Source organism: Caulobacter sp. NIBR1757, assembly GCF_027912495.1.
Lineage (GTDB): Bacteria > Pseudomonadota > Alphaproteobacteria > Caulobacterales > Caulobacteraceae > Caulobacter.
Window position 1 is genome coordinate 2,879,638 of the sequence record NZ_CP115463.1, and the last position, 20,452, is coordinate 2,900,089.

21 protein-coding genes are annotated in these 20,452 nt (G+C 68.8%); 10 read left to right on the forward strand and 11 right to left on the reverse strand.

All coding sequences use genetic code 11. The features are described 5' to 3' along the window. Positions 1–100: 100 nt before the first annotated feature. The 3 genes from O5I81_RS14260 (at position 101) to O5I81_RS14270 (ending at position 2,021) form a co-directional block, all read left to right on the forward strand. The gene (locus O5I81_RS14260; protein WP_271065525.1) at positions 101–607 is read left to right on the forward strand and encodes a hypothetical protein; all 507 of its coding nucleotides are present in this window, start codon (positions 101–103) and stop codon (positions 605–607) included. An 83-nt stretch (positions 608–690) separates the two neighbouring features. Then, a complete protein-coding gene (locus tag O5I81_RS14265; protein WP_271065526.1) occupies positions 691–1,116 on the forward strand; it encodes an EF-hand domain-containing protein in 426 nt (141 codons plus the stop codon). A gap of 2 nt (positions 1,117–1,118) precedes the next feature. Further along, on the forward strand, positions 1,119–2,021 hold the full coding sequence (locus tag O5I81_RS14270) for a sterol desaturase family protein (protein WP_271065527.1): 903 nt from the start codon (positions 1,119–1,121) through the stop codon (positions 2,019–2,021). Here O5I81_RS14270 and O5I81_RS14275 read toward each other — a convergent pair. After that, complete coding sequence (locus O5I81_RS14275) at positions 1,997–2,347, reverse strand: ArsC family reductase (RefSeq protein ID WP_271065528.1); 351 nt, start codon at positions 2,345–2,347, stop codon at positions 1,997–1,999. The two genes, O5I81_RS14270 and O5I81_RS14275, sit on opposite strands and share 25 nt — an antisense overlap. A 113-nt stretch (positions 2,348–2,460) precedes the next feature. On the opposite strand from O5I81_RS14275, the gene O5I81_RS14280 reads away from it, so the two are divergent. From O5I81_RS14280 to O5I81_RS14290, 3 genes are all read left to right on the forward strand, one after another. After that, entirely contained in the window at positions 2,461–3,024 is a 564-nt protein-coding gene (locus O5I81_RS14280; protein ID WP_271065529.1) for a transporter, read from the forward strand. A gap of 131 nt (positions 3,025–3,155) precedes the next feature. Continuing rightward, the gene (locus tag O5I81_RS14285; protein WP_271065530.1) at positions 3,156–3,833 is read left to right on the forward strand and encodes a TorF family putative porin; all 678 of its coding nucleotides are present in this window, start codon (positions 3,156–3,158) and stop codon (positions 3,831–3,833) included. 17 nt (positions 3,834–3,850) lie between these two features. Next, positions 3,851–5,791, forward strand: coding sequence for a methyl-accepting chemotaxis protein (locus O5I81_RS14290; protein ID WP_271065531.1), 1,941 nt, complete (start codon positions 3,851–3,853; stop codon positions 5,789–5,791). Here the strand turns inward: O5I81_RS14290 and O5I81_RS14295 are convergent. Continuing rightward, positions 5,788–6,492: a glutathione S-transferase N-terminal domain-containing protein gene (locus O5I81_RS14295; protein WP_271065532.1), complete on the reverse strand. Its 705-nt coding sequence runs from the start codon at positions 6,490–6,492 to the stop codon at positions 5,788–5,790. The genes O5I81_RS14290 and O5I81_RS14295 overlap by 4 nt on opposite strands. Before the next feature lie 108 nt (positions 6,493–6,600). Between O5I81_RS14295 and O5I81_RS14300 the strand changes: the two genes are divergently transcribed. Together O5I81_RS14300 and O5I81_RS14305 are read left to right on the forward strand one after the other, a co-directional pair. Further along, positions 6,601–6,870 (forward strand): hypothetical protein, encoded by a 270-nt coding sequence (locus O5I81_RS14300; protein ID WP_271065533.1) that lies wholly within the window; start codon positions 6,601–6,603, stop codon positions 6,868–6,870. Further along, on the forward strand, positions 6,800–7,531 hold the full coding sequence (locus O5I81_RS14305) for an ornithine cyclodeaminase family protein (RefSeq protein ID WP_271069038.1): 732 nt from the start codon (positions 6,800–6,802) through the stop codon (positions 7,529–7,531). The genes O5I81_RS14300 and O5I81_RS14305 overlap by 71 nt, the downstream gene beginning before the upstream one ends. Positions 7,532–7,554: 23 nt before the next feature. Here O5I81_RS14305 and O5I81_RS14310 read toward each other — a convergent pair whose 3' ends face one another. Both O5I81_RS14310 and O5I81_RS14315 read right to left on the reverse strand, forming a co-directional pair. Then, positions 7,555–8,451 carry a contractile injection system tape measure protein gene (locus O5I81_RS14310; protein WP_271065534.1) on the reverse strand — a complete coding sequence of 299 codons (897 nt, stop codon included), beginning with the start codon at positions 8,449–8,451 and terminating at the stop codon, positions 7,555–7,557. Beyond that, complete coding sequence (locus O5I81_RS14315) at positions 8,451–8,636, reverse strand: DUF5908 family protein (protein ID WP_271065535.1); 186 nt, start codon at positions 8,634–8,636, stop codon at positions 8,451–8,453. Before O5I81_RS14315 ends, O5I81_RS14310 begins: the two co-directional genes overlap by 1 nt. A 225-nt stretch (positions 8,637–8,861) precedes the next feature. Here O5I81_RS14315 and ilvD point away from each other — a divergent pair, with 225 nt between their 5' ends. Both ilvD and O5I81_RS14325 read left to right on the forward strand, forming a co-directional pair. After that, positions 8,862–10,694 carry a dihydroxy-acid dehydratase gene (gene ilvD, locus O5I81_RS14320; RefSeq protein WP_271065536.1) on the forward strand — a complete coding sequence of 611 codons (1,833 nt, stop codon included), beginning with the start codon at positions 8,862–8,864 and terminating at the stop codon, positions 10,692–10,694. 143 nt (positions 10,695–10,837) lie between these two features. Further along, entirely contained in the window at positions 10,838–12,640 is a 1,803-nt protein-coding gene (locus O5I81_RS14325; protein WP_271065537.1) for a hypothetical protein, read from the forward strand. Between the two features lie 43 nt (positions 12,641–12,683). Here O5I81_RS14325 and O5I81_RS14330 read toward each other — a convergent pair whose 3' ends face one another. The 7 genes from O5I81_RS14330 to paoA all read right to left on the reverse strand — a co-directional run bounded on the left by O5I81_RS14330 (position 12,684) and on the right by paoA (position 20,430). Beyond that, a complete protein-coding gene (locus tag O5I81_RS14330) occupies positions 12,684–13,562 on the reverse strand; it encodes a DMT family transporter (RefSeq protein WP_271065538.1) in 879 nt (292 codons plus the stop codon). A 90-nt stretch (positions 13,563–13,652) separates the two neighbouring features. Next, entirely contained in the window at positions 13,653–14,357 is a 705-nt protein-coding gene (locus O5I81_RS14335) for a class I SAM-dependent methyltransferase (protein WP_271065539.1), read from the reverse strand. Then, a complete protein-coding gene (locus O5I81_RS14340; protein WP_271065540.1) occupies positions 14,347–14,808 on the reverse strand; it encodes an Rrf2 family transcriptional regulator in 462 nt (153 codons plus the stop codon). The genes O5I81_RS14335 and O5I81_RS14340 overlap by 11 nt, the downstream gene beginning before the upstream one ends. A 62-nt stretch (positions 14,809–14,870) precedes the next feature. Beyond that, positions 14,871–16,370, reverse strand: a complete 1,500-nt coding sequence (locus O5I81_RS14345) for a serine hydrolase domain-containing protein (protein WP_271065541.1) — start codon at positions 16,368–16,370, stop codon at positions 14,871–14,873. Positions 16,371–16,687: 317 nt separating this feature from the next. Then, positions 16,688–18,877, reverse strand: coding sequence for an aldehyde oxidoreductase molybdenum-binding subunit PaoC (paoC, locus tag O5I81_RS14350; protein WP_271065542.1), 2,190 nt, complete (start codon positions 18,875–18,877; stop codon positions 16,688–16,690). Between the two features lie 3 nt (positions 18,878–18,880). Then, the gene (locus O5I81_RS14355) at positions 18,881–19,831 is read right to left on the reverse strand and encodes a xanthine dehydrogenase family protein subunit M (protein WP_271065543.1); all 951 of its coding nucleotides are present in this window, start codon (positions 19,829–19,831) and stop codon (positions 18,881–18,883) included. Further along, positions 19,828–20,430, reverse strand: a complete 603-nt coding sequence (gene paoA / locus O5I81_RS14360) for an aldehyde dehydrogenase iron-sulfur subunit PaoA (RefSeq protein ID WP_271065544.1) — start codon at positions 20,428–20,430, stop codon at positions 19,828–19,830. Before paoA ends, O5I81_RS14355 begins: the two co-directional genes overlap by 4 nt. Between the last annotated feature and the right edge of the window lie 22 nt (positions 20,431–20,452).

Here is a 20,452-nt window from a genome sequence, read left to right on the forward strand (position 1 = left end):
GGCGGCGCCGGCCGGACAAACCCAGGGACGAGCAGCGGTTTAGACCAGTGACGTCGGCGCAACCCGCGCTGTCTCTCAACCCGCTGCAAGGAATATCGCCATGTCCCACAAGGGAATCGTCACCATCGGCCTGGCCGTCCTCATGACCGCCGGCCCCATCCTCCTCATCGCCGACAGCGCCGCCGCCTGGGGTCGCGCCCGGTCCGGCACAGTCACCGTCCAAGGCGCCGCCGGCCGCGGCGGCACGACCCAGGTTGACGCCTATCGCTCGCCGGGCGCCTCCTCGACCAGCCGCTCGACCACCACCAACGGCGGCGAAACCTATTCGACCGCCCGTAGCCGCGCCTCGGTGAAGACCGAGAATGGCGTCGCCACCAGCGCCAGCCGTACCGGCCCCGCCGGCAACACGCAGACCTATCAGGGCGAAACGACGCGTACCGACGACGGGTACAGCCGCTCGTCGGGCGTTCAGACCTCGCAAGGCCGCGGCTACCAAACCCAGACCGATGTCTCCCACGACGAGGACAGCGTCACCGTCGACAAGTCGGCGGTGACCAACAGTGGCGCCGCCGTGAGTCGCTCGGCCACCGTCAGCCGCCCCCAGTAGGCAGTCGCCCTACAGCCTTCCCGGCCGGGCTGCCCTCCGCCCGTCCTCAGCCCGGCCGGTCCTTTTTCCCAAGGAGTTCACCTATGCACCGCCTGCCCGCCGCCCGCTTTCTCGGTCTTGGCGTCATCCTTTGCGCGGTCGCCCTGCCCGCGGCCGCCTCCCCGCCTCTCAATGCCCTCATCGCCCGGGCCGACCGCGACAGCGACGGCTGGATCAGCTACCCCGAGTTCAGGGACGCCCGCCTGGCGGCTTTCGACCGCGCGGACGCCAATCACGACCAGATTCTGACCCGCGCCGAAGCCCGGGCGATGCGCGCCGACCTCGGCCTGCCGAACCGCATGCCCGGTCCCAAGACCCTGAGCGCAATGCGGGCGATCGACGCCAATGGTGACAACAAGCTGTCCCGCGCCGAGTTCACAGTCGCCGGAAGAGCCCGCTTCGCCCAGCTCGACAATGACCATGATGGTCGCCTCAGCCGCGCCGACGCCTATGCGGCCATGAGTGGCTGACCATGGCGCTGATCAATCCTGAATCCCTCCAACACACCGCACCGCTGTTCGCGGTCGTCGCGGCGGGGGCCGCGCTGTTGGAATTCCTCCTTCGGCGGTTTGTGACCCGCCAGGGCTACGACAGCCACGCGGCCTTGGCCTCGTTGGGCGTCGCCGCCGGCCAGATCGTCAGCAACGGCCTGTCCGGGCTGGCGATCGGCGCCCTCTTCGGAGCGGTCTACGCGCTGACCCCATTGCGCCTGCCCGTCGACGCCTGGTGGAGCTGGGCGTTACTCTTCGTGGCGGTCGAGTTCCTCTACTACTGGCAGCACCGCCTGAGCCACGAGGTCTACTGGCTCTGGGCGACCCATTCGGTGCACCATACGCCGGAGGAACTGACCTTTCCGGCGGCCTCACGGTTGGGCTGGACGGGTCTGATCTCGGGGCTCTGGGTGTTCTTTGTTCCGGCTGTGGCCCTCGGTTGGCGGCCGGAAGCGGTCGCCGCCGTTCTGGCGCTGAACCTGCGCTTCCAGTATTTTCTGCATACCGAGCTGGTCGGACGACTGGGTCCTCTGGAAGGGGTCCTCAATACCCCCTCGGCCCACCGTGTCCACCACGCCTCGAACCCGATCTATATCGACCGGAACTTCGGTGGAGTCTTGCTCATCTTCGACCGGCTGTTTGGCACATACCAGGCCGAACGCCGCGACGAGGCCTGCCGCTACGGCCTGACGGAGGCCGTCAAAAGCCACAACCCGTTCGTCATCGCCACCGCCGAGTGGGTCCGGCTGCTGAAAGCCATGACCAGGGCCGGCTCGCCTGGGCGCGCGCTCAGGATCGCCGCTGGTTACCCGGGTCGTCGCCCGAATGCGCGGCCCGCCCCCGGGCCGTCCGAGGCACGCTATCCGCCGAACCGGGCCGCGTAGGCATCCGGCTTGAAGCCGACCAGCAGGGGCCCGCCTCCCTCGACCACCGGTCGCTTGATCATTGAGGGCTGGGCGATCATGAGCGCGATGGCCTTGGCCTCGTCGATATCCTGCCGGTCCGCCTCGGGCAGCTTGCGGAAGGTCGTGCCGGCCTTGTTGAGCAGCGGTTCCCAACCCACTTCTCCCGCCCAGGCGCGCAGCTTTTCGGCCGTCACGCCCAGCACCTTGTAGTCGTGGAAGTCGTAGGCCACGCCCTCGCCTTCCAGCCATTTGCGGGCCTTGGCGACGGTGTCGCAGTTCTTGATGCCGTACATCGTGACGGGCATGGCGGGCGCTCCGGAAGTGGTCAGGCTCTCCTCTCCGAATGCGCCAGCAGCGTCAACCTGCGTCGCGCCCGGGAGGGCGTGCAACCCGCCGGGCCCGCGACCGTTAGCGCAGCATGAGGCTGTTCCTGTCCTGTCTGAGTTTCGCGGGCGCGATGACCGGCGCCGGTCTGGCCAATGCCCAGGCCTTGACCGACCCGACCCTCGAACGCCTGCGCGTCGCGCCCACCGACGGCAGTCTGGCCAGCAACCTGACCGACGCCGGCGCCCCCGCCGTCTGGCGCGAGGGCGACGCCCCCACCTTCAAGTTGCGGTGGAAGGGCAAGGAGTCGGATTGGGACGTCTCGGCCGCCAGCCGCTTTGTCGAGGAGACCGAGGCCAACGCCCGCGATTTCCAGACCCAGGGCCTGTTCGAGGCAGAGGGCGCCGTCGTGCGCCGGGTCGGCGATTTCCGGATCGGGGCGGTCGGCTATTCGGCCCGCACCGTCGGCGACAAGGCCCGGGGCGGCCCGAAACTGGGCGCCATGAAGTGGCAGGGCAATGCGGCCGGGCCGATCGTCGGCTACGACACCCGGATCGCGGGCAAGCCCGCTACCCTGGCCCTGCGCTGGTACCGGGAAATCGATGCGCCGGGCGAGAACGGCGACACGGTGTCAGCCTCGTTCGCCGTTCGCTTCTGAAGATAATGCCTTCTCGTATCCGAGAATGCCCAGAATAGGTATGTATTTGGATTAGGTGTTCCGCCCTAAATGGGCGTTTACGACATGGCAATGTAGTCAAGCTCATAAGGCCCTAACATATCGAGGGGCCAATGAAAAAAATCATCGTTCTGTCCACTGCCGTTCTTGGCATGATCGTCGCCACGCCGACCCTGGCGGGCGAGTTTTCCGGCAAGGTTGGTCTTGCCAGCCAGTATCTCGGCAAGGGCCTCGGCAAGAGCGACGAGGACCCGGCCTTCAACGGTTCGGTGCGCTGGACGCAAGACGGCTTCTACGCCGACGCCTTCGTCTCCCAGGCCGCCTCGACCAGGGACGCCGAGAGCGAAGTCATCCTGACGGGCGGCTATGTCGCCGAGTTCGGCGGGTTCGACCTCGACAGCCAGCTGCTCTACCGCGAGATGACCGGCGAAGAGAACGGTATCGACAGCGGTTACTTCGAAGCCCAGTTCGATCTGTCGCGCGACTTCGGCAAGACCTTCAGCGGTCGCCTGCGCGTCAACTATTCGCCCGACACCTATGGCGCCACCGACGAGGCCTGGTGGGTCGAGGCCCAGGGCGGCGCCAAGATCTACGACGGCGGCAAGCTGACCGCCGCCTACGGCCTGCGCCGCACCGAAAACGGCACGGACTATGACGCCTGGAACATTGGCGTGAAGCACAAGTTCACCAAGGCTATCTCCGGCGATCTACGCTGGTACGACACCGACGGCCACGACTTTGGTGAACGCTACGAAGGCCGCCTGGTCGCCGCCCTCACCTACAGCTTCTAGCACCGGACCCCAATCGCATGGCTTTCGCCGACTGGACCATCTCCCGCAAAGTCACCGCCGCCTTCGCCGGCGTGGTGATGATCATGGGCGCTTCCGGCGCCTTCACCGTCTACCAGGTGCAGAACATCAGCGCCGGGCAGGACCGATTGAAGGTGGCCTGGAGCGAGGATGTCGCCATTCGCGAGGCCCGGTTCTACCTGGCCCGGCAGGAAAACAGCCTGCGTGGCTGGGTGCTGAGCCAGGACGCCTACTATCTCGGCCGGGTCAACGCCCACCGCGACAACTTCGGCAAGCGCATGGCCATCCTGCGGGAGGCCTCGGCCGGCGATGCCGCCGAACTGGCCGAGATCGCCGCCACCGAGGCCGCCGCGGCGGCCTGGTACAAGGGCGCCGTCGACCAGGCGGGCGTTCTGCTGAGCGCCGGATCGGTCGCCGAGGCCGGGGCCCTGATCGGCCGCGAGGGCCAGGCCGACGAACTGATGGGCGTCGTCGAGGACAACCTCGACAAGGTCGCCGCCTCATCGGCAGCCGACATCCAGGCCGAGCGCGACACCTTTGACACCACCCTGGCCATGACCGTTATCCTGGCCATCATCGGCGTGGTGCTGGCCGCCCTGCTGGCCGCCTTCGCCGGCTGGCTGCTGGCCCGGACGCTCAGCCGCCCGGTGCGGAGCCTGACCAGCGACATGCAACGACTGGCCAAGGGCGACCTCGACGTCGCCATCGCCAGCGCCGGCCGCGGCGACGAGATCGGCGCCATGAGCCGCGCCGTGCAGGTGTTCAAGGACAACGCCATGGCCCTGCGCACCGCCTCCGCCGACCGCGAGCGCATGGAGGGCGACGCCCGCTCCACGCGCGAACGGTCTGAAGCCGAACGCAACCGCGCCGCCGCCGAACAGGCCGTCGTCGTCGAGGAAACCGCCAAGGGCCTCAGCGCCCTGTCGTCCGGGGACCTGTCCTGGCGCATCACGGCGGAGTTCCCCGGCGACTACGAACGGCTGAAGACCGACTTCAACGAGGCCGTTGGCAAGCTGGAAGCGGCCATGGGCGTCATCAACGCCAACGCCACCGCCATCCGCTCGGGCTCTGACGAGATCAGCCAGGCGGCCGACGACATGTCGCGCCGCACCGAGCACAACGCCGCTACCCTCGAGGAGACGGCCGCCGCCCTGGACGAGATCACCGCCACCGTCAAACGCACCGCCGAGGGCGCCAAACAGGCCGATCAGGTTGTCCGCACCGCCCGCGCCGACGCCGAGCAGAGCGGCGTCATCGTCGCCAGCGCCGTCTCGGCCATGAGCCAGATCGAAAGCTCGGCCCGCGAGATCAGCCAGATCATCGGGGTGATCGACGAGATCGCCTTCCAGACCAACCTCCTGGCGCTCAACGCCGGGGTCGAGGCGGCCCGGGCCGGCGACGCGGGACGCGGCTTCGCGGTCGTCGCCTCGGAAGTCCGCTCCCTGGCCCAGCGCTCGGCCGACGCCGCCAAGGAGATCAAGACCCTGATCGGCGCCTCCACCCGCCAGGTCGGCGAGGGCGTCACCCTGGTCGGCCAGACCGGCGAAGCCCTGCAGCGCATCGTCGGCAGCGTGGCGCAGATCACCAGCCTGGTGACCGAGATCACCGCCTCCAGCCAGGAACAGGCCTCGGCGCTGTCCGAGGTCAACACCGCCGTCAACCAGATGGACCAGGTGACCCAGCAGAACGCGGCCATGGTCGAGCAATCGACCGCCGCCAGCCATGCCCTGCGCCGCGAGGCCGGCGAACTGGCCCGCCTGGTCTCCCAATTCAGGATCAGCGGTTCGGCCCCGGCCCCCGCCCAGGCCCAGACCCGGCGCCCCGAGGTGATGGTCGCCGCGCCCAAACCGGCCGCCAGCGACTTCCGCAGCCGTCCGGCCCTCAAGCAGACCTCTCAGGTCGCCCGGGCGCCGGAAGCCGAGGGTTGGGAAGAGTTCTAGTCGCGCGACGGAATCGTCAGGCCGCGCTGCACGGCCGGCCTGGCGAGACCCCGCTCCAGCCAGGCCTTCACCGCCTTGTAGTCGTCGAAGCCGACCAGGTCGCCGGCCTCGTAGAAACCCACCAGGTTGCGCACCCAGCCCAGGGTGGCGATGTCGGCGATGGTGTAGTCCTCGCCCATGATCCAGTCGCGGCCGGTCAGGCGCTCGTCGAGCACCTGCAGCAGCCGCTTGGCTTCGGCGACGTATCGCTCGAGCGGGCGCTTGTCCTCGAAGTCCTTGCCGGCGAACTTGTTGAAGAAGCCGACCTGGCCGAACATCGGCCCCACCCCGCCCATCTGCCACATCACCCAGGCGATGGTCTCCCAGCGCGCGGCCGGATCGGCGGGCAGGAACCGGCCGCTCTTCTCGGCCAGATAGATCAGGATGGCCCCGGACTCGAACAGGCCCATCGGATTGCCGCCCGGTCCGTCGGGATCGATGATCGCGGGGATCTTGCCGTTCGGGTTCAGCGACTTGAACTCCGGCAGGTGGCTCTCGTTCTTGCCGATGTCGATCAGGTGCGGCTCGTAGGGAAGCCCTGTCTCCTCCAGCATGATCGACACCTTGACGCCGTTGGGGGTCGGCAGGCCGTACAGCTGGATGACGCCGGGGTCCTTGGCGGGCCAGCGCTTGGTGATCGGGAAGGCGGAAAGGTCGGCCACGGGCTCGCTCCTAATTCGCAACAGGATCAGGGACAGATGGGGTGGCCCCGCCCTTGCGCAACCATCGCCGCCTCGTCAGGCTGAACGCGCCAACAGGGGAGCCGGCGCATGCGCTTCATCGACCGCGACGAAGTCCGCGCCCGGCTGACCTACGACCTCTGCATCCCCATCGTCCGCGACGCCATGATCGCCTTTTCGACGGGCGAGACGCGCCAGTTGCTGCGGGGCATCATCCCGTTGCAGGGCGACCGCCTGTTCGGCGTCATGCCTGGCGCCCGACGGACCGTTCGGGGCCAAGCTGATCAGCATCGTCCCGGAAAACTTCGCCAGGGGACGCTCGTCGCACCAGGGGATCGTGGTGCTCTTCGACCCCGATGACGGCGCCCCGGTCTGCATCCTGCACGCCGGCGAGATCACCGCCATCCGCACCGCCGCCGCCAGCGCAGTCGCCACCGACGCCCTTGCCCGCCCGGACGCCACGACCATGGCCGTTCTCGGGTATGGCGAGCAGGCCGCAAGCCATATCCACGCCATCGCCAGGGTTCGCGCCCTGACCGGCGTCCGGGTCTGGGGCCGCGACCCCGAGCGCGCCGCCGCCTTCGCCGGGCGCCTGCGACCGCACTTCCCCTTCGAGATCACCGCCGTCCCGGGCGCCCGCGCCGCCGTCGCCGGCGCCGACATCGTCTGCACCGTCACCAACGCCGCCGAGCCGATTCTCTTCGGCGATTGGCTCGAGCCCGGCATGCACCTCAACCTCGTCGGCTCCAGCTACGCCGGCCCGGTCGAGGTCGATGACGCCGTCGTCACCCGCAGCCGCTTCATCGCCGACAGCCGCGAGGGCGTCCTGGCCCAGGGGGCGGAGTTCCTCAAGGCAAAGGCCGCCGGCCTGATCACCGACGAGCACCTGGTCGCCGAGATCGGCGAGGTCCTGGCCAGCCGCGTCGAAGGCCGCCGCTCGTCCGCCGAGATCACCGCCTACAAGTCCCTCGGCCACATCGTCCAGGACCTGGCCAGCGCCTGGGCCCTGTTCACCCGATAGGCCCGCCGGATCATCGCCGCCGTCTACGGCGCCTGACGCCCCGCCAGGGCCTGCCTCAGCGCCGCCGGCAGCGCCCGGCCCAGCGCCGCCAGCAGGTCTTCCTCCAGATGCTCCGGCCTCACCGTCCCCAGCGCCAGGTCGAGCCGGTCCAGCTTGACCACGGCGGCGCCCAGGCCAAGGTCATCGAAGGCCTGTTCGAGCGCGGCCGGCAAAGCCGCGCCGGCCATCCGTTCGAGGCGTTGGCGCATTTCCTCCGCCGCCGCGCCATCGCCCAGCGCCGCCTCGATGACCAGCCGACCGACCCTGTGCGGGGCCGCCCGCTCGACCGTCACCTCGGTGGTCCACAGCCCCTCCAACAGGCGCTGATGCACTCCGGTCACCAGGGCGTCGCCGTTGAATCGGCCGCCCAGCCCCTGCAGCTCGACCGTGCAGCCCGGCCGTGGCAGGGCGCTTCCCTGGAACCTGACCGTGCCCTGGACGCCGGCCTCCAGATCCAGATTGAGGTCGAGGATCGACTGGCCCCAGACCAGACTCAGGACCGGCGGCCCGCCGGTCGCCCCGTCCGTCTTCGCCGTGCCGCCCTGATCCACCGCCTCGATGACCAGCAGGCTCGGCCCGCTGGCATCGCCGCGCAGGCCCTGGCCCTGAATGACCCCCGTGAACAGCGGGGTGAGGACCGCGCCATAGCCGAGCGACAGGCCCACCTCCACCCCTGGGGCGAGATCGGCGCCCTCACTGAGCGCGAACGTCGGCACGGCGGGATCGCCGTCGTGGAACGTCAGCCGCGCCCTCGCCGGCAGGCCGGCCGCCTGCCAGATTTCCAGAGAGACCAGATCGAAGCGCGGGTCGATCGGTCGGCCGGCCAGGGTGATGGCGGCGGTCGCGATCCCGTTGGCTTGCTCGACCGGAGACGGCGGCACTAGCGCGCCTCGATCTGGCGGAGGTGCTGCAGCACCTGCGCGACGCAGGCGCTGACGATGGCCTCGTGCTGGGCCGGCGTCAGTCCGCCGGCGCCGGCGGCGGGTTCCGGCGTGGGCGCCCCGCCTGGCGCGACCGACGGGCCGATCGCCAGGTGAATGGCGACCTCACGGATTTCCATAGCCATCGCTTCCCTCCCCGCGCATTGCCGATCTCCGACTCCCGCCATTCAGCCACAGATTGCCCACGGCGCACACCGCCCCGGAAGTTGAAGCTCACTTTCCGTCCTTGACCCGAGCAGGCGGCTTCCAGCGACCTCGCCGGCCGTCCGCCTGAAATCATGGACATTGCCCCTCTCCGGGGGCATTTTCTCCCCGCCTCCCCGGCTGATCCGCGTCAACAGAGAAAAATCATGCCCGCCTATCGCTCGCGCACCTCCACGCATGGCCGCAACATGGCCGGCGCCCGCGGGCTCTGGCGCGCCACCGGCATGAAGGACGCCGACTTCGGCAAGCCGATCATCGCCGTGGTCAACAGCTTCACCCAGTTCGTGCCGGGCCACGTCCACCTGAAGGACCTCGGCCAGCTGGTCGCCCGCGAGATCGAACGGGCCGGCGGCGTGGCCAAGGAGTTCAACACCATCGCCGTCGACGACGGCATCGCCATGGGCCACGACGGCATGCTCTACAGCCTGCCCTCGCGCGAACTGATCGCCGACGCGACCGAATACATGGTCAACGCCCATTGCGCCGACGCCATGGTCTGCATCTCCAACTGCGACAAGATCACCCCCGGCATGCTGATGGCCTCCCTGCGGGTCAACATCCCGACGGTCTTCGTCTCCGGCGGCCCGATGGAGGCCGGCAAGGTCATCCTCAAGGGCAAGGAAGTCGCCCTCGACCTGGTCGACGCCATGGTCGCCGCCGCCGACGACTCGGTCAGCGACGCCGACGTCGCCACCATCGAACGCTCCGCCTGCCCGACCTGCGGGTCCTGCTCCGGCATGTTCACCGCCAACTCGATGAACTGCCTGACCGAGGCGCTCGGCCTCTCCCTGCCCGGCAACGGCTCGGTTCTGGCCACCCATTCGGACCGTGAGCGCCTGTTCCTCGAGGCCGGCCACCTGATCGTCGACATCACCCGCCGCTACTACGAGCAGAACGACGAGAGCGTTCTGCCGCGCAACGTCGCCAGCTTCCGAGCCTTTGAAAACGCCATGAGCCTCGACATCGCCATGGGCGGCTCGACCAACACCGTGCTGCACCTGCTGGCGGCCGCCTACGAGGGCGGCGTCGACTTCACCATGGCCGACATCGACCGGCTGTCGCGGAAAGTCCCCTGCCTCTCCAAGGTCGCCCCGGCCAAGTCCGACGTCCACATGGAGGACGTCCACCGCGCCGGCGGCGTCATGGCCATCCTCGGCCAGCTGGAACGCGCCGGCCTGCTGCACACCGACCTGCCGACCGTCCACAGTCCCTCGATGGGCGCGGCGCTCGAGCGCTGGGACATCTCCCGCACAGAGAGCGAGACGGTCCGCACCTTCTTCAAGGCCGCCCCCGGCGGCGTCCCGACCCAGACCGCCTTCAGCCAGTCGCGCCGCTGGGAAGAGCTCGACCTCGACCGTGAGGCCGGCGTCATCCGCGGCGCCGAACACGCCTTCAGCAAGGACGGCGGCCTGGCCGTGCTCAGTGGCAACCTGGCGCTCGACGGCTGCATCGTGAAGACCGCCGGCGTCGACGACAGCATCCTGACCTTCTCCGGCCCCGCCCGCGTCTTCGAAAGCCAGGACGCCTCGGTCAGCGCCATCCTGACCGGCAAGATCAAGCCCGGCGACGTGCTGGTCATCCGCTACGAGGGCCCCAAGGGCGGCCCCGGCATGCAGGAGATGCTGTACCCGACCAGCTACCTGAAATCGAAAGGCCTCGGCAAAGCCTGCGCCCTGATCACCGACGGCCGCTTCAGTGGCGGCACCTCGGGCCTGTCGATCGGCCACGTCTCGCCGGAAGCGGCCGAGGGCGGCCTCATCGGCCTGGTCGAGGAAGGCGACATCATCGACATCGACATCCCGAACCGCGGCATCAGCCTGCGGGTGCCGGAGGCCGAGCTCGAAACCCGCCGCGCCGCCATGGACGCCAGGGGCTGGCAGCCGGCCGTCAAGCGCGAGCGGAAGGTCTCGACGGCGCTGAGGGCCTATGCGGCGTTCACGACGAGCGCGGCCAAGGGCGCGGTGCGGGTGGTGCCGTAACGAATCATACCATCGGGGAGTCGACGAACCGAACAAGCCATGGTTTATTTTTCTGAAGCTGCTCACGAACAGGTTGCACCCGCACGTCCGCGCCTGGATCGATGCCGGAAGCCGCCGTCCGCGAGGGCTTGGGGAGATTTGGCATGGCCGGATTATTCGATCGGTTCTCATCTTCATTTCCCGTCGCGCCGGTTCTTGGCGGCTTGGCGGCGCTTACGCTGATTGCCGCGACCGGCTCCTTCCTGCTGAGCGAGCGCCAGTTCAGGGCCGCGACGGCGGAGCATCCCTGGCTCCGTCATGCCGCGAAGCAGCGAACCCTTACCGATCGTTTCCGCTTCCCGCTGTCGAACACCCAGGCCGTCGCCGTAGCGCTGGCGCCCGCTGCCGTCGCCGGCATCGAAGCCCTGCCATTGGACTTCTCCAGCGTCGAGACCGCCAAGGGCCTCGTCGCCTCGCTCAACGACATCAATCCGGCTTGCGAAAAGATTGCCGTTGCCCCCGCCCAATGCGCGGAGGCCGCCGTCGCCAGGCGCCAGACGCGGCTTGAGCAGACTCTCGATCTTCTTCCGCCGCTCAAGGCCGACTACTGGATCGAGCGCAACGGCGCCTGGTTGGCGTTCAGCAAGCTCATCGTGATGTCGGCCCGTGTCTGCGGCCTGACGCCCTATCGGACTGAAACCGCCCTCCTGATCAAGCCGGTTGACGGCTATGGCAAGGAAGGCGTCACCGGCTGGAAGCGTCTCGCACCTGGCGAATGCAAGAGCGTGGAGTTCGGCAAGTACAGGCGCCAGCCGAAGCTGCTCGCCTACACCAAGGCCACTGACGACGAGGCGATTGAAGCGCTGCGCTCCGACGCCCGATACACGGCGGCATGGGGAGGGCGCAACGCCACCTGGGGTGGTTCCGGCCCAGAGGCGGTGAAGGCTTGCGTCGCAGCAGAGGACGCCGATCCGATTCCGGAGCAATGCGGGAGGTTTGACTCGCCGGTCAGCTTTAGGTCGGTTCATACGACCATCGCCGATGGCTTGGGCCAAGCCACCTGGCTGGTCGCCGACCCGGGCCTTTGCAGCCCCGACTGCGCCTGGAACCAGCCGTCGAGCGAAGGTCTGATCCGGAGCCTGCAAACGCACGCTCAGCAACTCTCCTCGCTGCTGTTGCTGAGAAAGGAACACCATCAGCGTTATGGAACGACGCGACCGTACGTGAATGGCGTCGAGGCCGTCGATGACAACGGACCCTACCGTGCCGGGGTTCGCGTCGTTTCGGTTGAGCCACAGACCCCGTTTGGCGTCGCGAGTCCGTTTCGCATCGGCGACGTGATCACCCAACTGGCCGGTGTGCCGATCTTCAGCGCGGAGGATCTCAATCTGGCTCTGGCGCGGTTCGTCACCTCGGTCGGAGCGGACAAGACCTACCTGTTCCAATACTGGCGTTACGACGAGGCCAGAGGCCAAGCGACTAAGTACGAGGAAAGCGCCACGGTCTACTTCAACGCCGGCTTCTGGCTTGCCAATGGCTACTCCAATCGGGAGTTCGAGGCGATGATGCACGGTTTTGGCAATGCCGTGACGTTCGGCCTCTACCGGGACGCCATCTGCGGCTGGAAGACCCTCTTGAACGAAGTCTCCTCGTTCTCGTCCTGCAAGATCGCCGCGATCAACAAATGGATGCTGCTGCGCCAACTCTACCCCGACTACTATTCGTGGGGGGCTCTCCCGGCCATGCTGTTCTCGCCGCTCAGAATGCTCCTGGGTGTCGCGGGCATCACCGTTTCGATGGCCGGGCAGTTGGTCATCGAGGCGCTCGAGGCTGGACTATCTGTCGCCTCAAACAGCGCGCCCGGGCAGAGCGTGATCATTACAGCCGGGCAGTTCACGCAGTCGATTGTCGTCGGCAGGTTAACCGAGTTCGGCACGGCCCTGATGCAACCCGACGCCTTTCAATAGCGAGCGCCGGGGTTGGGCCCGGCCCAGTGTTGGTGGCGTCGGCCTATCCGCCCCGGGCGCCCAGCATCACCACCCCGGCGATCATCGCCGCACACCCGGCCAGCCGCACCGGCCCGACCCGCTCCCTGAGGATCAGCACCCCCAGCAGGGCGGCGACCATCATCGACATCTCCCGCATCGGCGCCACCACGCCCAGCGGCGCCCCCATGTCGAGCGCCGCCAGCACCAGGATGTAGGACAGTGGCGACAGCAGCCCGACGCCCAGCGCCATCCGCCAATGCCCCTGCATCCGCGCCCAGGCCCCTCGCGGGTTGGCCAGCACCACCGGCGCCAGCATCGGAAACCGCAGCGCATTGCCGACCCAGACCAGCATCACCGGCGCGATCTCCAGCGCCTTCACGCCATAGGCGTCGACCACCGAATAGGCAGCGATCAAGGCCCCGGTCGCCAGACCCCAGCCCAGCCCCGCCTTGCCGCCCGGCCTGCCAAACACCTCCACCCTTCCGTCCGTGGAGATCAGCACGATGCCGGCCACCACCGCCAGCAGGCCAAGACCCCTGAACAGGGTCGGCGTCTCGCCCAGCAGCAGCACGGCGGCCAGCGCCGCCAGCATCGGCCCCGTCCCCCGCGCCACCGGATAGACCACCGACAGCTCGGCCACGCGGTACCCCCGCTGCAGGGTCAGGGTGTAGGCCAGGTTGATCGCCGAGCTGAGCAGCAGACAGCCCAGCACTGTCCAACTCCACACCATCCCTTCCTGCGCCATCTGCCAGATCGCCCAGGGCGCATAGGCGACACAGATGATTACGTTGGTCACGGCGATGAAGGCCGGGCCGGCCTCCGCCGCCCGCTTGATCATGAAGTTCCAGCTCGCGTGAATGACGGCCGCCAGCACCACCAGCGCCAAGGCCGCCGCCGTCATCGCTCCTGCCCCCTGATCAAGCCCTTCAACGCTATCTCGCGGCCGCGCAGAGAGCGTGCAAGGCGGATGTGATCTTCGCGTAGCGGCGCCTCACGCCCGCGCCACCCAGCCCCGCCAGGTGAAGGCGGCGAAGAACATCTGCACCTGCGAGAACCCGCCGCGGCGCAGGATGGCCTCGTCCTCCTCCGGGTCGTACAGGCCGAGGCTTTCCGCCACAGCCGCCCGGGCCCCCATGGCCTGGGCCGGATCGACGCCGGAGGCGATGGCGAAGGCGGCGTAGCGGTCAAGCCAGAGCGACCGCTCGGCCGGGTCCTGCGGAAAGCTGCTGTGCGCCGCCACGAACGGCGCGCCGGGCTTCAGCCGTCGGTGGATTTCTCGCACCGTCCGCTCCCGCTCGGTCGCATCGAGAAAATGCAGGGTCAGCAGGCAGACCGCCGCGTCGAACGGCCCCTCCGGCGCGTCGTCGATATAGCCCTCGACCAGCTGCGCCCGCCCGACGTCCTCGCCCAGGGTCTGCTCGGCCAGCCGCAGCATCGCCCCGGCCGGATCGACCCCGACGAAGCTCCAGCCCGGCTGCGCCTGCGCCAGGGCCTTCAGCTCCAGCCCGCCGCCGGCCCCCAGCACCAGCACCCGGGCGTCGGCCGGCGCGGCCTCGGCCAGCAGGATGCCGGTCATCCGGTGCAGTCCGTCCAGCCCCGGCAAGAACCGGCGCGGCCCGTCCGTATAGCGGACGACGGCCTCCGGATCGGAGAAGGCCTTCAGGAAATCGACTTTCTCGGCTGCGTCATGCGCCATGGTTGGCTCCCGTTAGATGCGGCGCCCGGCGCGCCAGGCGTTGATGGAAATCGGCGCTCAGCGCCGCCAGGGTGACCCCGCCCAGCGAGGCCAGCAGCACCGCCTCGGCCTCGGCCAGCGCCTCGTCCAGCGCGGCGTTGACCGCCTGCTCGACCAGGCAGTCAGGCGTCTCGTTGCGGTTGCCGATGGCGAACAGCGACGGGCTGCCCAGCGCCGCATAGACATCGCCCAGGGTGACGGCGTTCAGGTCGCAGTCCAGCCGCCAGCCGCCGCCATGGCCCTTCTCCGACCGCACATAGCCCTGCGCCTTCAGCCCGGCCATCGTCCGCCGGATAACCACCGGATTGGTCTGCATGGCCCGCGCCAGCACCTCGGAGGTCACCGGCCCGTCATGCTCGGCCATGTGCAGAAGGACGTGAAGCACGCCCGACAATCGGCTGTCCCGGTTCATGTAACTTCTAATGTTACATCATAGGTCGCGGGTCAAGACCGATCGGACCGGACAGTCGACCGCTAAGGCTTCAGCACCTCGAACGACAGGCTCTGCAGCCGTACCTGCGGCGTCGGCGCCAGCAGGAAGCCGCCGCCGACCCGCCCGTGTTCGCAGGTCCAGACGAAGCTGCCCTGCATCGCCGTCCTCGCGCTGACCGGCTCGTCCGCCGCACAGGCCCCGACCTCGGCCTTCACCCGGGCCAGCTCCTTGGCCCAGTGCGGCTCGTCCCGGTCGAGCAGGAAATTCATCGCCAGGCCGTCGCCCTGGCCCGCCACCGTGCCCTGGGCGAAGATCGTCCGCGCCAGGCCATAGCCCGCCGTCACCCGCTCGCTGACCGTCACCGCCCGATCCGGCGCTTCGCCGGCCGCCAGCAGGGCCAGCGCCGCCTTCCAGGCCGGGACCGAGGGGCCCGAATAGGTACGGTTGGTGAAGACAAAGAGGCCGATACCCCTCTCCGGCAACAGCAGCACATGCGAGCCATACCCCGGATAGCCGCCGCCATGGCTCAGGGTCCGGCCCAGGTCGCAGTCGTCAGACACCCGCCAGCCCATGCCATAGGTGACCGCCGCCCGGCATGGCGCGCCGCCGATGGCAGTGGCCCGCATGGCCCCTTGCGGGAAGTTCGAGCCTTCGGCGATCTCCCGCACCGTCGGCCGCGCCACCGGCCCGACGTCGGCCGCATCGCGCGGCGGCCAGGCCGACAGCAGGAAGGCCACCCACTTCGCATAGTCGTTGGCCGTCGTCTCGACCCCGCCCATGGCCCCGAACACCCCGTCGCCCATGTCCGGCTCGCGCAGCCAGGCGTCGTCCTGCCAGCGATAGCCGATCGCCCGCCGCTCCGGCGGAGACCGGGCGATGTCGTAGCCGGTCGAGGCCATGCCCAGCGGGATCATGAACGTCTCGCGGATGTACTGCTGATAGGGCTTGCCCGAGACGTTCGTCACGATCCGCCCCAGGGTCGCGTAGCCGAAGTTCGAATACTCCATGGCCAGGCCGCCCGACCGCGAGAACGGCACGCCGGCCTTCAGCATCCGCGTGAACTCTGCCTCGCTCAACGGCTGCTGCCGGTCGCCCCAGGGATCGTCGGTGACGAATCCGGCCACATGGTTCAGCAGGTCCCGCACCCGGATCCGCCGGGTATCCCGCGTCGGATATGTCCACCCCTTCATCTCGGGCACATAGAGCTCAGCCGGCGCGTCCAGCGACAGCTTCCCCTCGTCCCGCAGCTTGAGGATGGCCAGCGCCGTGAAAGCCTTGCTCATCGAGGCGATCCGGAACCGGCTGTCGGGATCGACGGCCCGGCCGGAGACCGTGTCCTGAACCCCCTGCCCCCGGACCACGACCAGCTTGCCGTCCTGGACGATCCCATAAACCAGCCCCGGCACATGGCTGTCCAACCGCCAGTCGTTGAAGATGCCGTCGATCTTGCCGAGCAGAACCGCATCCGGCTCGGCCCGCGCCACCGCCGGCGCGACCAGCATCACCAGGGCCAGGGCCCCCGCCGCAACCTGCCTGAACATGCCCTGCCTCCCGCCACGCCAAGCCCCGACTATCGCGGCAGACCCACCGTCCGGGAAGCCATCTTCAGCCGAAGATGAATATGTCTAGGCATATTCATCGGGGAAGACGGCGTTCAACCGGGCCGCCGCCCTCCGAAACGTCGGAAGGCGCAACGTTAGGGTGGTCCCGAGGTGGGAAAATGTGGGCGACCGGTCGGTGAAATGCGGTCTTAACATGGGTTCGGAGCGGCGCCGCAGTAGGTGGTTAGTGTGTTGTTTTTTATAATGAAAAAACTCACCACTGTGCTAGAATGGCGGGGCCGCGATCATCTCCGCGCCTAAACCACCGCCGGCATGCCCTCCAGCAACTTGTCCAGCGTGATCGGATAGTCCCGCACCCGCACGCCGGTGGCGTTGTAGACGGCGTTGGCCACCGCCGCCCCGACGCCGCAGATGCCCAGTTCCCCGACCCCCTTGGCCTTCATCGGCGAGGAGACCGGATCAACCTCGTCCAGGAACACCACGTCCTGGTGCGGAATGTCGGCATGGACCGGAACCTCGTAGCCGGCCAGGTCGTGGTTGACGAAGAAGCCCCGCCGCTTGTCGACGACCAGCTCCTCCATCAGCGCCGCGCCCGTGCCCATGGTCATGGCCCCGATCACCTGGCTGCGGGCCGCGGTGGGGTTGAGGATGCGGCCGGCGGCGCAGACCGCCAGCATCCGGCGCACCCGCACCTCGGCGGTAAAGGCGTCGACCCCGACCTCGACGAAATGGCCGCCGAAGGTCGATTGCTGGTATTTTTCAGAGAGGTCGCCGAACTCGATGAAGTCCTCGGCCATCAGCTCGCCGTCCTTCGCCGCCTCGGCCAGCGGCCGGCTGTCATTGCCGACCTTGACCCGCCCGTCGATGAACTCCGCCGCCGGATCGAGCCCCAGCATCTGCGTCACCGCCTCGCGCAGCTTCATGCAGGCGGCATAGACCCCCGCCGTCGAACTGTTGCCACCCCACTGTCCGCCCGAACCGGCCGAGACCGGAAACGCCGAGTCCCCCAGCCGCACGATCACCGACTTCAGCGGCACGCCCAGGGTTTCGGCCGCCGTCAGGGCGATGATGGTGTAGCTGCCGGTGCCGATGTCGGTCATGTCGGTCTCGACCACCACCCGGCCGTCGGTCTGCAGCCGCACCCGGCCCCCGGACTTCATGGTCAGGTTGTTGCGGAAGGCGGCGGCGACGCCCATGCCGACCAGCCAACGGCCGTCCCGCCGCTGTCCGGGCTTGCCCCGCCTGTTCCAGCCGAACCGCTCGGCGCCCTGGCGCAGGCATTCGACCAGCTGGCGCTGGGAGAACGGCTTCTCCGGCTTGGCCGGATCGACCTGGGTGTCGTTGCGGACCCGGAATTCGATGGGATCCAGACCCAGCTTTTCGGCCATCTCGTCGATGGCGATCTCCAGCGCCATCAGCCCCGGGGCCTCGCCCGGCGCCCGCATGGCGTTGCCCTCCGGCAGGTCCAGAACGGCCAGCCGGGTCGCCATCAACCGGTTCGCCCCGGCGTAGAGCAACTTGCTCTGCTCGGCCGCCGTCTCCGGTCCACCGCCGGGCAGGTCGCCGGACCAGGTCTCATGGCCGATGGCGGTGATCTTGCCGTCCTTGCCCGCGCCGATGCGGATGCGCTGGATGGTGGCCGGCCGATGGGTGGTGTTGTTGGCCATCAAGGGCCGCTGCAGCGCCACCTTGACGGGCCGGCCCGCCGCCCTGGCGCCCAAGGCCGCCATCAGCACATCGGCCCGCAGGAACAGCTTGCCGCCAAAGCCGCCGCCGATGAAGGGCGACACCAGCCGCACCTTCACCTTGGGAATGCCGAGCGTCATGGCCAGGTCTTTGCGACCCCAGTCGATCATCTGGTTGCTGGTCCAGACGGTCAGAGCCCCGTCCTCCCACGCGGCGGTGGTGGCGTGCGGCTCCATCATCGCGTGGCTCTGGTCGGGCGTGGTGTAGGTGGCGTCCAGGGTCACCGGAGCGGCGGCGAAGGCCTTGTCGAAGTCGCCGACATGGCTGTCGGGCGGGTCCTTGACGGGCTCGGCCGACGCCTTGGCCTCGGCCAGGTCGAAGGCCCCCTTGGTCGGCGCGTACTCGACCCGCACCAGCCCGGCCGCGGCCCGCGCCTGTTCGAAGGTCCCGGCCACGACCACGGCCACGGCCTGGTGGTAGTGTTCTACCTCCGGCCCGGCCAGCAGCCTGGCGGTGTTCTTGTCACCCTTGCCCAGCTTGCCGGCGTTCTGCGCCGTGACCACGGCCAGCACCCCCGGCGCGGCCCGGGCCCTGGCGGTGTCGATGGCGGTGATCCGGCCCTTGGCGATGGTCGCGCCCACGACATGGCCGTAGGCGGCGTTCGGGGCCCGGTCGTGCCGCTCGTAGGCATAGGGCGCCGTGCCGGTGGTCTTCTGAGGCCCGTCGATGCGCGGCGTCGGCCGGCCGATGTGCTTCAGCTGATCGATAGGGTTGGTTGTGGCGGGGGTGTCGAACTTCATGGCCTATCCCTTCGCCTCGGCCAGCACACCGGCCAGCGTTCGTTCCGCCAGGACCAGCTTGAAGGCGTTCTCTTCGGTCGGCCTGGCGCCCGCGAACACCTGCCCGGCCACTGCTTTAGCGCCGCGCGGCATCGCCGCCTCCGCCGCCTCGACCCGCCAGGGTTTGTGCGCCACCCCGCCGAACGCCACCCGGCCACTGCCGTCCGGCTGCACAACCGCCGCCACCGACACCAGGGCGAAGGCATAGGAGGCCCGGTCACGGACCTTGCGATAAACCTGCTGGCCGCCGATGGGCCTCGGCAAGGTCACCGCCGTGATCAGTTCGCCCGGGGTCAGCAGGCTCTCCACCGCCGGCGTCTCGCCCGACAGGGTGTGGAAGTCAGCAATCGGGATAGCCCGCGTCTCGCCGCTCGGCCGCACGGTCTCGACCGTCGCGTCCAGCACCCGCATGGCCACGGCCATGTCGCTGGGGTGGGTGGCGATGCACTGCTCGCTGCCGCCGATGACCGCCAGCGACCGCGAAAAGCCGCCGATGGCCGAACAGCCGCTGCCGGGCGTGCGTTTGTTGCAGGGCTGGGCGGTGTCGTAGAAATAGGGACAGCGCGTCCGCTGCAGCAGGTTGCCCGCCGTCGTCGCCTTGTTGCGCAGCTGGCCCGAAGCCCCCGCCAGCAGAGCCCGCGACAGCACCGCATAGTCCTTGCGCACCCGCTTGTCGGCGGCCAGGTCGGTGTTGCGCACCAGCGCCCCGATCCTCAATCCGCCATCGTCCGTCTTCTCGATCCGGTCGAGGCCCAGCCGGTTCACATCGACCAGATGCGTCGGCGTCTCGATCTCCAGCTTCATCAGGTCCAGCAGGTTGGTGCCGCCGGCAATGAACCGCGCCCCGGGTGTGCTCGCCGCCGCCGCCGCGGCCTCGGCAGGGCTCTTTGCCCGCTCGTAGGTGAAGCTCCTCATGCCTTCACCCCGGCCACATCCTCGATGGCCTCGACAATGTTGGAATAGGCCCCGCACCGACAGATGTTGCCGCTCATCCGCTCGCGCAGTTCCTCGCCCGTCACCGTCATCCGACCGTTCAGGTCAGCCGTCACATGGCTGGGTACGCCCGCCTTGATCTCCTCCAGCACCGCCACCGCCGAACAGATCTGGCCCGGCGTGCAATAGCCGCACTGGTAGCCGTCATGTTTCACGAACGCCGCCTGCATCGGATGCAGGTCGCCCGGCGTCCCCAGGCCCTCGATGGTGGTGACCGCCTCGCCGTCATGCATGACCGCCAGGGTCAGGCAGCTGTTGATCCGCCGCCCCTCGACGAGGACCGTGCAGGCGCCGCACTGGCCGTGATCGCAACCCTTCTTGGTCCCGGTCAGATTCAGATGTTCGCGCAGGGCGTCCAGCAGGCTGGTGCGGGTATCGAGGGTCAGCTCATGCCGCTTGCCATTGACCGTCAGGCCGACCACCGCGCTGGCCGGCGCTTCGGAAGCGGCCTGGCCGGCGGCCGGCGAGGCCGCCCCCGCCACCGTCACCGCGCCGGCAATCATCACCTCGCGTCTCGACACGTCTATCTCCCAGCCTGGCGGC